This is a genomic window from Serratia bockelmannii (assembly GCF_008011855.1).
In the GTDB taxonomy this organism is placed as follows: Bacteria; Pseudomonadota; Gammaproteobacteria; order Enterobacterales; family Enterobacteriaceae; genus Serratia; species Serratia bockelmannii.
In genome coordinates, this window is sequence record NZ_VOUX01000008.1 from 129,630 (window position 1) to 142,263 (window position 12,634).

Here is a 12,634-nt window from a genome sequence, read left to right on the forward strand (position 1 = left end):
TCAATGGCTCCCCACAGTCTGCGCCAATTCGGCCAACAGTGACCAGCGCGTCATCATGTGCGTTAGCCGCTCCTGCCGCGAAATATCGACATAGCTTAATTTCGGCAATGAAAAAGCCTGGCTGAGCGCCTGCAGGTCATCCTGGCTCTCCCCAGGCGCCGCTGCACGAAAATGGGTAGGTGCGTTATTCATTCTTCCGCCTTGGCGAAAATAGGCTATGTTAATTAACTATAGCAACGATACAAAAAGAGACAGGCAATAAGATGATTCTCAACAAATATTGCCGAATAGCGTCGGATATTTGTTATTGCCAGAGTAAAAATGGCTATCTTTAAATATAAACGCCTTTAGTCGGCTTTCAACGAAAGTAGAACACATCCTATGGCGCACTCTTTTTCTCTAGGCATTCGGCAGATTTGGGAAGAGCTCTCGGTGATGCAGGCTCCGGGGCTCTATTGGATCAATATCGACAGGCAAAGCGACGCCGCGTTGCTGTGTCGCCAGGTGATCGCCGCCCAGCCGGCCACCCACAAAGTCGCCCTGATCTGCAGCGGCGACAAACCCGAAAGCCTGCTGGCCGAGCTGGCTTCGCCCGCTTTGCAAAAGCTGCCGCTGTATCAATTACCGGAGAAAAAAGCCGCGCTGACGCAGCTGAGCGACGATCTGATGCGCGCCCTGCGGCCGCAGAATCGCTTGCTTATCCTGCTGGCCCACGCCAGCCTGTGGCAAACCTTCACCACCGAAGAGCTGCGCGAGTGGACACGTACCCTCGCCGCCTGGCTGCGGCGGCAGGGCTGCACGCTGTTGATCCTCAGCCACGGCGGCGGCATCAATAAGCTTAAAGGGCAGCTCAGCGCACAGCATCGTATCCTGAACGGCCTATCCAGCCTGCAATGGCAGCAGGACAGCGCGCAATATCTGGTGAACTGGTGGAGCACCGAAAACGGCATCAACGCCAATCAACTGCTGACGTTGTACGCCGCGCAAGGCGGCTGGCAGGGCGAGGATGAAAATAGTCAACCCTCCCCCACCGCCTTGCGCAGCGACGAAGGTCAGTATCTGGCCGAACGCAGCATTCTGGAGGGCGCGCCACCGCTGTCCGCCAACTGGCAGCTGTTGGAGAGCAACGACGAACTGGCGCAGCACGGCATGCTGAGACTCTCGGCAACGTTGATTTTCGCGTTGTATCAAAGCGACCAAATCGATCACCTGGCGCACCAGATCCACACCCTGCGACGCAGCCGCGGCAGCGGCCTGAAAATCGCGGTGCGCGAGATGAGCGCCAGCCTGCGCTACAGTGACGAACGGCTGCTGCTGGCCTGCGGCGCCAATCTGATCGTGCCGCACGTCGCGCCGCTGTCGCGTTTTCTCACCATGCTCGAGGGCATCCAGGGGCAGCGTTTCTCACGCCATGTGCCCGCCGACATCGATGCGTTGCTGGCCGGTTTGCGCCCGCTGCAGCTCAAAGGCTATATGCGGCCGGAAGCGTTCAGCCAGGCGGTGCTTTCGCTGATGGGTAACACGCTGCTGCCTGAGGATGGCAAAGGCGTAATGGTGGCGCTGCGCCCGGCCATCGGTCTGCGCGCGGAACAGGCGATGACCCTGTGCCACCTGCGGCGGTTCGGCGACGTGATGACCGTGGTGCAGGGGCGGCTGGTGCTGTTCCTGTCCACCTGCCGCATCAACGATCTGGATACCGCGCTGAAGTTCATCTTCCGGCTGCCGGTGGATGAAGCCTTCAGCAACCGGGTGGTGTGGCACCAGGACGTCGATATCGTTTCGGAAATCAAACGCATGGCCCAGGGGCACTGGCAGATTTCGGCTACCGGTACCGCCGGCGCCGCGCCGCGCCCCAGCGTGGCGGTGGCCGAGGAACCTGTGGAACGGCGGCAGCCGGTCGCCTTCACGCTGTCGCTTGACCCGCAGGAGGAACCGCATGCTGAACCTTAACGATATCGTGCAACTGATCCTGCTGTGCGCGCTGATCTTCATTCCGCTGGGTTACGCCTTTCACCGGCGTTTTCCGCATTTGCGTCAATACTGGCAAAACCTGTTGTTATCGCCGCGCTATTTGAAATCCGCCGGTTTGTGGGTGCGCACTGGCTCCTCATCTCAGATTAAACGTAAGAAGCAGCCATGAATCGAAACTCGAATACGCAATCCGATAACGCTCTGTGGCGCTACTGGCGTGGGCTGGGTGGCTGGAACCTTTATTTTCTGGCTAAATTCGCCCTGCTGTGGTTCGGCTACCTGAATTTCCACGCGCTGCCGAACCTGGTGTTCATGGCGTTTCTGCTGATGCCGATCCCTTCGCAACGCCTGCATCGCTGGCGCCACTACCTCGCCATCCCGATCGGCATCGCCTTGTTCTACCACGACACCTGGCTGCCGGGCATCAACAGCATTCTCAGCCAGGGGTCGCAGCTGGCCGGCTTCAGCGCCCAGTATCTGCTGGAACTGGTCAACCGCTTTATCAACTGGCAGATGATCGGCGCGGCCTTCGTACTGTTTATCGCCTACCTGTTCGTCGCGCAATGGGTGCGCGTCACCGTATTCACCGTGGCGGCGCTGGTGTGGCTCAATATCGTCAACATTGCCGGGCCGGCGGTCTCACTGCTGCCCGCGACCTCCACAGCCTCGGCCGGCAGCGCCAATACGCCGGCCACGGCCGCGCCGGTGGCGGGGAACGCTGCGCCGGCGGACAGCCTGCCGCCGACCAGCGCCAACCTGACGGCCTACCTGAACCAGTTCTACGACCGGGAAAAAGGCCGCGCCACCGCGTTCCCGACCACCTTGCCCGCCGACGCCCAGCCGTTCGATCTGCTGGTGATCAACATCTGTTCGCTGGCCTGGGCCGATATGGCCGCGGTCAACCTACAGAATCATCCGCTGTGGTCGAAGATGGATATCATGTTCGACAGCTTCAATTCGGCCACCGCCTACAGCGGCCCGGCCTCGATACGGTTGCTGCGCGCCAGCTGCGGCCAGCTTTCGCATCATGATTTGTACCAGCCGGTGAACCAGCAGTGTTACCTGTTCGACAACCTGACAAAACTCGGCTTCAAGGAACAGCTGATGCTCGATCACTCCGGGGTATTCGGCAACTACCTGAAAGAGCTGCGTGAACAGGGCGACATGCAGGCGCCGTTAATGTCGCAGGCCGGCATCGGCAACGAGCTGACGTCGTTCGACGGAGAGCCGATTTATAACGATCTCGAATTGCTGACCCGCTGGCTGGATCAGCAGCAAAAAGGCGGCGACGGCCGCACCGCTACCTTCTTCAACGTCATCCCGCTGCACGACGGCAACCGCTTCGTCGGCGCCAACAAGAGCGCCGACTATCAGCCACGCGCGCAGAAGCTGTTCGATCAGCTGAACACCTTCCTCGATCAGCTGGAAAAATCCGGCCGCAAAGTGGTGGTGGTGATCGTGCCGGAACACGGGGCGGCGTTAGTGGGTGACAAGATGCAGATGTCCGGCCTGCGCGATATCCCCAGCCCGAACATCACCCATACGCCGGTCGGCATCAAACTGGTGGGCATGAAGGCGCCGCATCAGGGCAGTCCGCTGCAGATCAAAACGCCGAGCAGCTATCTGGCGCTGTCTGAACTGGTGTCGCGCCTGGTGGACGGCAAGGTCTTCAGCGAATCCAGCGTCGATTGGCAGACACTGACGCAGGGGCTGCCGCAGACCCCGGTCATCTCCGAAAACGACAACGCTATCGTGATGCAATATCAGGGCAAGCCTTACATTCGCCTGAACGGCGGCGACTGGGTGCCTTATCCGCAATAAGCGCGATCTCATCAACCTAAAGCACGCCGCCGGCGTGCTTTTTTATTAGGGTTTTATAATAGAAATGGCGAAACAGCTCGACCGACAGAATGTTATTAACAACAAACCGTTGAATTCTATTATTCGATTATTATTTTCATGCGAAGATTCTTAAAAAAATAACGATTTGTCAGAATGACGTTAAGGGAATAATTTAAAAAATGGGTTGTCGCGATCGTTTACTGACTAACCCTTTGATTGAGTAATAAAAAACGCCGGCGTGATGCCGGCGTGAATTTAAGCGATGACGTTCGACGCCTTACGCCCCCGGATGTTCGTCCTGATCGACCGCAAAGCAGGCCACCATCTGCTCACCGTACTGTTTGAGCTGCGGCTGCAGCTGTACGCAGGTGCCAAAAGCGCGGCGGCAGCGGGCATTGAACGCACAGCCCGGCGGCGGATTCATCGGGCTGGGCAGCTCGCCGGTCAATTTGATGCGCTCGCGGCGCATATCCGGGTTTAACCGCGGCGTCGCCGACAGCAGCGCCTGAGTGTACGGATGACGCGGGTTGTTGAAGATCGCCTCTTTGCTGCCCTTTTCCACGCAGCGACCGAGGTACATCACCATCACCTCGTCGGCGATGTGTTCCACCACCGACAGATCGTGCGAGATAAACACATAGGACAGCCCCAGCTCCTGCTGCAGATCCATCATCAGGTTCAGCACCTGCGCGCGCACCGACACGTCCAATGCCGACACCGGTTCATCGGCGATCACCACGTCCGGATTCAGCATCAGCCCGCGGGCAATGGCGATACGCTGGCGCTGGCCGCCGGAGAACATGTGCGGGTAGCGGTCATAATGTTCGGTCTTCAGGCCGACCTTCGCCATCATCTCCAGCGCTTTTTCCCGCCGTTCGGCGGCGCTGAGCGACGTGTTGATCAACAGCGGCTCCTCGAGGATCTGCCCGACCTTCTTGCGCGGGTTGAGCGATCCGTAAGGATTCTGGAACACGATTTGGATCTTCTGGCGTCGCAGTTTCTCGGCCGAGACGTCCGGCTTCAGCAGATCCTGCCCCTGGTAGTACAGCTCGCCGCCGGTCGGCACTTCGATCATCGTCAGCAGGCGGCCGAGCGTCGATTTGCCGCAGCCCGATTCGCCGACCACCGCCAGCGTTTTGCCGCGCTCCAGGGTGAAGGACACACCGTCGAGCGCCTTGACCAGCCGCTCCGGCGCGAACAGGCCCTTTTTCACCGGGTAATGCTTCTTCAGGTCAATCGCCTGCAGTAAAGGTTGATTCTGGCTCATACGGTCGGCCTCCCCGCATCATCCAGCGGTGTGTGACATTTAACCTGACGGCCGGGAATGCTGCGCAGTTCCGGCTCCTCGTTACGGCAGCGCTCGTTGGCGTACGGACAACGCGGATTGAGCAGGCAGCCGGTCGGGCGATCGTATTTGCCCGGCACCACGCCCGGCAGCGAAGCCAACCGCGCCTTGTCGGCGGCAAACTCCGGCAGCGCGCGCAGCAGTGCCTGGGTGTACGGGTGGCGCGGCGCGCGGAAAATCTCCGCCGCCTTGCCGGATTCCACCACCTGGCCGGCGTACATCACGATGATGTGATGCGCGGCTTCCGCCACCAGCGCCAGATCGTGGGTGATCAGCAGCAGCGCCATGTTTTCGCGCTGCTGCAGGTCCAGCAACAGCTCGATGATCTGCGCCTGGATGGTCACGTCGAGCGCGGTCGTCGGCTCATCGGCGATCAGCAGCTTCGGCCGACAGGCGATGGCCATGGCGATCATTACGCGCTGGCTCATGCCGCCGGAAAGCTGGTGCGGGTATACGTCCAGCCGCGAAGCCGGATCCGGAATGCCCACCTGGGTCAGCAGGTCGATAGCACGCTGGCGGCGAGTGCGGCGATTGCCGCCCTGATGCACCTTCAGCGCCTCCATGATCTGATAACCGACGGTATAGCACGGGTTCAGGCTGGTCATCGGATCCTGGAAGATCATCGCCACTTCGGAGCCCACCAGCTGGCGGCGCTCTTTTTCGGAGATCTTGCGCAGATCCTGGCCGTTGAACTCCAGCTTGTCGGCCATCACCTTGCCAGGGAAATCGATCAGGCCCATGATCGCCAGCGAACTGACGGATTTGCCGGAGCCGGATTCACCGACGATGCCGACCACCTGACCTTGCTCCACGCTGTAACTGATGCGGTCTACCGCACGGAACGGGGTGCCTTCGTCACCGAAGTGCACCGAAAGCTTGTCTACATTCAATAACGCCATCTCTCTCGTCCTCTGTTACTGCTTGAGTTTGGGGTCGAGAGCGTCACGCAAACCGTCCCCCATCAGGTTGAATGCCAGCACCGTCAGCAGGATCGCCACGCCGGGGAAGGTCACCACCCACCAGGCACTTTGCGCGAACTGCAGCACGTCGGAGAGCATGGTGCCCCACTCCGGCGTCGGCGGCTGCGCGCCCATGCCCAGAAAGCCGAGCGCGGCCATGTCCAGAATGGCGTTCGAGAAACCGAGAGAAGCCTGCACGATCAAAGGCGCCAGGCAGTTAGGCAGAATATTGACGAACATCTGGCGCAGTGCGCCGGCGCCCGCCACCCGCGATGCGGTGACGTAGTCGCGGTTGACCTCCACCAGCACCGCCGCGCGCGTCAAACGCACATAGTGCGGCAGGGCGACGAAGGTCAGCGCCAGCGAAGCGTTAACGATCGACGGCCCGAATACCGCCACCAGTACCAGTGCCAGCAGCAGGCTCGGCAGAGCCAGCATGATGTCGACGACGCGCATGATAATCGCGTCCACCACGCCGCCGAAGTAACCGGCCAGCAGGCCGAATATCACGCCCATGATCAGCGACAGCACTACCACCAGGCAGCCGACCAACAGCGACAGCCGTGCACCGTACATCAGGCGCGACAGGACGTCGCGGCCCACGTCGTCGGTGCCGAGGATATATTGCCAGCTACCGCCCTCTTGCCACACCGGCGGCTTGAGCAGAGCATCGCGGAACTGGTCCGCCGGCGCATGCGGCGCCAGCACGCCGGCGCCGAGCGCGATCACCAGCATCAGAACGATATACACCAGGCCGACCACGGCCCCTTTATTGCGCTTGAAATAGTGCCAGAACTCCTGAAACGGGGTCATTGGCTTCGGCGCACCTTTAACTGCAGACTCAGTGATTTGAGACATGAGAGCGCCCCTTATTTCTTGTGGCGAATACGCGGGTTGACCACGCCGTAGAGCACGTCTACCAGCAGGTTAACCAGAATGATCATACAGGCGACCAGCAACACCCCGCCCTGCACCACCGGGTAATCGCGGCGCTGCAGCGCGTCGATCAGCCAGCGGCCCAGCCCCGGCCAGGAGAAGATGGTTTCGGTCAGAATGGCGCCGGCCAGCATGGTGCCGACCTGCAGCCCGATCACCGTCACCACCGGCAGCAGCGCGTTGCGCAGCGCGTGGACGACGATCACCCGCATACGGCTCACGCCCTTGGCGCGGGCGGTGCGAATGTAGTCTTCACCCAACACCTCCAGCATCGAGGAACGGGTCATGCGCACGATCACCGCCAGCGGGATGGTGCCCAGCACGATGGCCGGCAGGATCATGTGCATCACCGCGTCGATAAAGTCGCCCGGCTCGCCCCAGATCAGGGTGTCTATCAGCATAAAGCCGGTCAGCGGCTGGCTGTCGTCAAGGAATACCGTGTCGCTGATGCGCCCCGACACCGGCGTCAGGTTAAGCTGCACCGACACCAGCATGATCAGCATCATGCCCCACCAGAAAATCGGCATCGAATAGCCGGTCAGCGAGATGCCCACCGCAGTATGATCGAAGACCGAGCCACGTTTGACCGCCGCCAGCACCCCGACCGGGATGCCTACCAGCACCGCGAAAAGCATCGCGCAGAAGCCCAGCTCCAGCGTGGCCTGAAAGCGCGGAACGAACTCGCTCCAGACGGAGATGCGGCTTTTGAGTGAGGTGCCCAGATCGCCGTGCAGCACGTTGGACACGTAGGAGAAATATTGTTGATAAAGCGGCTTGTCCAGCCCCATTTCCGCCATCAGCTGCGCGTGGCGCTCGGCGGAGATACCGCGTTCCCCGGCCATGATGGTCACCGGGTCGCCGGGGATCATATGGACGAATGCAAAAGTCAGCAATGTAATGCCGATAAACGTTGGGATAACTAACCCCAAACGTCGGAGTATGAACTGCAACATATCCCGAACTCTCTGTATCAATGCCCGGCAGCTCATCGTCCGCCAGGCTTATTAACGCTCACATGCCTTTGAACGATTCGACGGCCATACGCCGGAGACTGGTCAGCAGGGGCGCAAACCTGTTGCGCCCCTGCAAGTCCATTCGTGCGTCTCCGGTAAAGCGGTCGAAATCAGTCTACAGAGACATTCTCGAAGTGATGCTTACCGAGCGGATCCACGACGTAGCCTTTCACTTCCTTACGCACAGGCTCGTACACGGTGGAGTGTGCGACAATCAGCGCCGGAGCCTGATCGTGCATCACCACCTGCGCCTGTTTGTACAGTTCGATGCGCTTGTCGTGGTTGGATTCGGCGCGCGCCGGTTGAATCAGATCTTCAAACGGCTTGTAGCACCAGCGGGAGTAGTTGGAGCCGTCTTTCGCCGCCGCGCAGCTGAACAGCGTGGCGAAGAAGTTATCCGGATCCCCGTTGTCGCCGGTCCAGCCCATCATCACCGTCTGGTGCTCGCCCGCTTTGGCGCGCTTGAGGTATTCACCCCACTCATAGGTCACGATTTTGGCTTTCACGCCGATCTTGGCCCAGTCGGCCTGGATCATTTCCGCCATGCGGCGTGCGTTCGGGTTGTAAGGACGCTGTACCGGCATCGCCCACAGGTCGATGCTGAAACCGTCGGCCATGCCCGCTTCTTTCAGCAACTCTTTCGCCTTGGCCGGATCGTAAGCGTAATCCTGCACCGCGTCGTTATAGCCCCACATGGTTGGCGGGATCAGGTTCTTGGCCGCCTGGCCCGCGCCCTGATAAACCGCGTCGATGATCGCCTGCTTGTTGACCGCCATGGTCAACGCCTGGCGCACCTTCAGGTTATCCAGCGGCTTTTTCTCGACGTTGAACGACAGGTAACCCACGTTCAGGCCCGGCTGTTCCATCAGGTTGATGGACTTGTCTTGCTTCATGCGGGCGATATCGGCCGGGTTCGGGTACGGCATCACCTGACATTCGTTTTTCTGCAGTTTGGCGTAGCGCACGGAGGCGTCAGGCGTGATGGAGAACACCAGGCGATCGATCTTCGGCTTGGTGCCCCAGAAACCGTCGAATGCCTTGTACAGGATCTTGGAGTCTTTCTGGTATTGCAGCAGTTGGAACGGACCGGTGCCGATCGGATTCAGGTCGACTTTCTCCGGCGTGCCGGCTTTCATCATCACGTCGGCGTATTCGGCGGACAGGATGGACGCGAAGTCCATGCCCAGGTCAGCCAGGAACGGCGCCTCCGGGCGGTTCAGCACGAAGCGCACGGTGTTGTCGTCCACTTTTTCAATCTTGGCGATCAGCTTAGGCATGTCCATGCCTTCAAAGTATTCGTAGCTGCCGCCGGACACTTTGTGGTAGGCGTTGTTCGCATCCAACTGGCGCTCAAAGGAGAACACCACGTCGTCGGCGTTGAAATCGCGCGTCGGTTTGAAGTCTTTGTTGCTCTGCCACTTCACGCCTTTGCGCAGGTGGAAGGTGTAGGTTTTGCCGTCTTCGCTGACGTCCCACTTCTCAGCCAGGCCCGGCTGCAGTTCGGTGGTGCCGATTTTGAATTCGACCAGGCGGTTGTAGATCGGTACCGAGCTGGCGTCGTAGGTGGTGCCGGAGGTAAACAGCTGCGGGTTGAACCCTTCCGGGGAACCTTCAGAACAGTAAACCAACGTCTTGGCCTGTACGCTGGCCGCCACGGTCAGCGCGATCAGCCCAATACCGAATTTCAGAATCCCCGATTTACCCAAGGAACGTGTCATCGTTAGTGCTCCATTGTGTGATGTGATGTGTGTAATTGCCGCCAGACCTGTATTTTTTATTGCGTGGCCTGTGCGATCGGCGCCCGAAGGCAGAAGGCGTACGAGGAGAGAATGCCGGATGGAACGCATCGCGGCGGGGACGTCTGAGCGCGTGGAATTCACTCAAACAACTCTCGCTCTTACCCCTGAGGCTATCAAGTTGCCAACTGTTTGGGGTGTCGTCAATATAACCAGTGGGGATTTACGCAGACTGTGAGAAACAGCAAACAAACATAAAAAAAACCTTTTGTTAACAGTTCCAGCATGAAAATTTATGCTAAGCGGCCATTTTTAGCGCATTGGTCTGACCCTAACAAAGTTACTGGTTTTTAACTCCGTTAAAAAACGCCAAAACTTTGTTGCTGAATGATGAATATCTGAACGGTTATTTTTGTGATCGCCGTTAAAGACAGGAGGAAATGCTGAAGGATTACCCAAAAGGGTGAGTCCGATGAGCGCGTTTTGCACCGGGCAGGCCCACAATCTGTGCGGCGTAAAAAAACTTTCGGCTGCGAAAAAGCCGGGGGCGAAAGGATATCCCCCGGCAACGCACTGCAACCGATTATTGAACGCCGGCGCTATTGCCCAGGCTGGCGTTCATGCTGTTAAGAATATCGCCATTGTCCGCGTCGATCTCCCAGGAGAACAGGCCACCTAACTGCTTATCCAACACGTACTTGCCTTTGGCCTGCACCGAGCGGGCATCGTCGAAGGTGATCAGATCGCCGGTGGAAGGTTTGAACACGTAAGGCGCTTCCGCCGTGGCGTCGTAGGTATACTGCCACTCGCCGCTCATGAACTGGCTGGCGATTTGGCGGTAGTCCACGATGCCATTCTCCCAGGTGCCTTTAACCGGCCCGGTGGCGGTACCAGTGAACGGAATGTTGTTCTGGTAGCCGTTCACCCCGGTCCAGCCGCGGCCATACATGGCGGTGCCGACGACGATCTTGCCCGGCTTGACGCCCTGCGTCAGCAGCGCATTCACGCCGTTCACCGTGGTGTAGGCGGTATCCGGTTTCCAGGCCGGCGCATTCAGCGCGGTCTGATGCCCCAGGTTCTTCAGATCGAAGGCGCCATAGAAGTCGTAGCTCATCAGGAAGATGTGATCCATCGAGTTCTGCGCAACGTTGTAAGCCACCTTGTCGATCTTGTCCTTGCCAGCGCTGATGGCGGAGGTCAGCTCATACTTGCGGCCGGTTTCCGCCGACAGCTGATCCAGCATCGCCCGCAGCTCCTTCATCAGCAGCACATAGGTTTCCCCGTCTTGCGGGCTGCCCAGGTTAGGGTTGGCGCCTTTGCCGCCCGGGAACTCCCAGTCGATATCCACGCCGTCGAAGAACTTCCAGGTCTGCAGGAACTCTTTTACCGAACCGACGAAGCGATCGCGCTTCACCTTGTCGCCCATGAAGAAGAACGGGTCGGACAGCGTCCAGCCGCCGATCGACGGCAGAATTTTCAGGTCAGGATGCGCCTGCTTCAGCGCCATCAGCTGGCCGAAGTTGCCCTTGTAGGGGTCATCCCAGGCGGTCACGCCCTTCTGCGCTTTTTGCAGCGCGGCGAACGGATCGTGGATCGAGACTTTGAAGTCCTCGCGGCCCTGACAGGAGCGCTGCAAGGCCTGGAAACTGCCTTCGATCTCTTTCAGGCTGTCGTTGATGCCATTGCCGCCGCAGATCGGGATAAAGCCGTACAGCAGGTGGGTCAGGTTTTGCGCCGGGATCTTGTCGACGGTGAAATTGCGCCCGTAAACGCCCCACTCGACGAAATAAGAACCGACCACTTTGCCGGAGTTCTGTTTATACGGTTTATTCTTTTCCAGCAGCGGCTCTTTCAACGGCGCCAAATGGCTGCCGTCGGTGTCGGCCACCACAATTTCGGTGGCGTCGCTGGCGGTGCAGCCGTCGGCATTGCACAATGCCACCTGCATTTGATAACGGCCGCCTTTATTCACTTTAAAATTCGCCGTACCGGAAGAACCGGTTGAAGGGCCGCTCCACGCCTCTTTGCCATTTAATAAAATTTTTGCCGTCGTGCCGGTGTCGCCATTCCATAAATTCCAGGAGACAGAAACGTCGGCGGCATTTTTTACCTTCACCAGATTATTATAAGCGGTGGCCGCCTGATCGACTTCGACGATAGCGAACTTGGTGTTGCCCCAGGCAATGGTCGGCTTGCCCGGCGCGGCGGCCTGCGCCGCGGAACACAACGTGCTGCCGATCAACAGCGCCAACAGCGGTTTATTAAATTTGCGCATAACTGATTCCTTTATTCCGAGAGGATAAACATAAAAGAGTTAATCGTCGCTACGCATTGCCGAAGCGAAAAATTCCGCAATAATCCACGAAGATTAACGTTAATAAATAATCACGGTATTTCCCACGCGACGGGAATAAGAGTTCCCGCGTTGTCCATTTAGACTATAGGTAAAAAAAACGTGAAAACAAGAGCGCTATCAATCGGGTTTTATTTGGCAAGCATGAATTTATTTAAACATGAAAATAAGAATCTAATGGGAGTAAGGAATGTGAATTAATTAAGCGTAAAGGATAAATATATTTCACGAGGACGGCAGATTGAGGCACGCCATAAAGCGAAGCCGGTCGTAGCGAGGAGGTACTCAGCCTCATAAACGACAGGCGAAAAAAAACCTGCTTTAAAAAGCAGGTTTTTCGAATGGTGGTCGGCGAGAGAGGATTACGCGCATCTTTGATACGCGCCCTGCGGGCCGTTGCTGAAGCAACGTTGTCTCGCTTCGCGAGGCTCGAACCTCCTGCGGAGGTACTCATCCTCATAAACTACGGGCGAAAAAAA

At 58.5% G+C, this 12,634-nt stretch carries 10 protein-coding genes and 1 other RNA gene; 3 read left to right on the forward strand and 8 right to left on the reverse strand.

Annotated elements, in window-relative coordinates:
* Entirely contained in the window at positions 1-192 is a 192-nt protein-coding gene (gene bcsR / locus FOT55_RS12175) for a cellulose biosynthesis protein BcsR (protein ID WP_043142275.1), read from the reverse strand.
* A 189-nt stretch (positions 193-381) separates the two neighbouring features.
* Between bcsR and bcsE the strand changes: the two genes are divergently transcribed.
* The 3 genes from bcsE to bcsG are packed head-to-tail and all read left to right on the forward strand — an operon-like array spanning position 382 to position 3,792.
* Positions 382-1,950 carry a cellulose biosynthesis protein BcsE gene (gene bcsE, locus FOT55_RS12180; RefSeq protein WP_060434823.1) on the forward strand — a complete coding sequence of 523 codons (1,569 nt, stop codon included), beginning with the start codon at positions 382-384 and terminating at the stop codon, positions 1,948-1,950.
* Positions 1,937-2,140 (forward strand): cellulose biosynthesis protein BcsF, encoded by a 204-nt coding sequence (bcsF, locus tag FOT55_RS12185; RefSeq protein ID WP_004934139.1) that lies wholly within the window; start codon positions 1,937-1,939, stop codon positions 2,138-2,140. The genes bcsE and bcsF overlap by 14 nt, the downstream gene beginning before the upstream one ends.
* Positions 2,137-3,792 carry a cellulose biosynthesis protein BcsG gene (gene bcsG, locus FOT55_RS12190; protein ID WP_141996993.1) on the forward strand — a complete coding sequence of 552 codons (1,656 nt, stop codon included), beginning with the start codon at positions 2,137-2,139 and terminating at the stop codon, positions 3,790-3,792. Before bcsF ends, bcsG begins: the two co-directional genes overlap by 4 nt.
* Positions 3,793-4,090: 298 nt before the next feature.
* Here bcsG and dppF read toward each other — a convergent pair whose 3' ends face one another.
* From dppF to FOT55_RS12225, 7 genes are all read right to left on the reverse strand, one after another.
* Positions 4,091-5,080 (reverse strand): dipeptide ABC transporter ATP-binding subunit DppF, encoded by a 990-nt coding sequence (dppF, locus tag FOT55_RS12195; RefSeq protein ID WP_015376237.1) that lies wholly within the window; start codon positions 5,078-5,080, stop codon positions 4,091-4,093.
* Positions 5,077-6,057, reverse strand: coding sequence for a dipeptide ABC transporter ATP-binding protein (dppD, locus tag FOT55_RS12200; RefSeq protein ID WP_004934132.1), 981 nt, complete (start codon positions 6,055-6,057; stop codon positions 5,077-5,079). The genes dppF and dppD overlap by 4 nt, the downstream gene beginning before the upstream one ends.
* 15 nt (positions 6,058-6,072) lie before the next feature.
* Entirely contained in the window at positions 6,073-6,975 is a 903-nt protein-coding gene (dppC, locus tag FOT55_RS12205; protein WP_025304838.1) for a dipeptide ABC transporter permease DppC, read from the reverse strand.
* A gap of 11 nt (positions 6,976-6,986) precedes the next feature.
* Positions 6,987-8,006 (reverse strand): dipeptide ABC transporter permease DppB, encoded by a 1,020-nt coding sequence (gene dppB, locus FOT55_RS12210; protein ID WP_038630050.1) that lies wholly within the window; start codon positions 8,004-8,006, stop codon positions 6,987-6,989.
* Between the two features lie 170 nt (positions 8,007-8,176).
* Positions 8,177-9,784: a dipeptide ABC transporter periplasmic-binding protein DppA gene (dppA, locus tag FOT55_RS12215; protein WP_025304836.1), complete on the reverse strand. Its 1,608-nt coding sequence runs from the start codon at positions 9,782-9,784 to the stop codon at positions 8,177-8,179.
* Positions 9,785-10,385: 601 nt separating this feature from the next.
* A complete protein-coding gene (gene chiA, locus FOT55_RS12220) occupies positions 10,386-12,077 on the reverse strand; it encodes a chitinase ChiA (RefSeq protein WP_043142281.1) in 1,692 nt (563 codons plus the stop codon).
* 423 nt (positions 12,078-12,500) lie between these two features.
* Positions 12,501-12,629: non-coding RNA, RtT sRNA (locus FOT55_RS12225), on the reverse strand.
* Positions 12,630-12,634 lie beyond the last annotated feature (5 nt).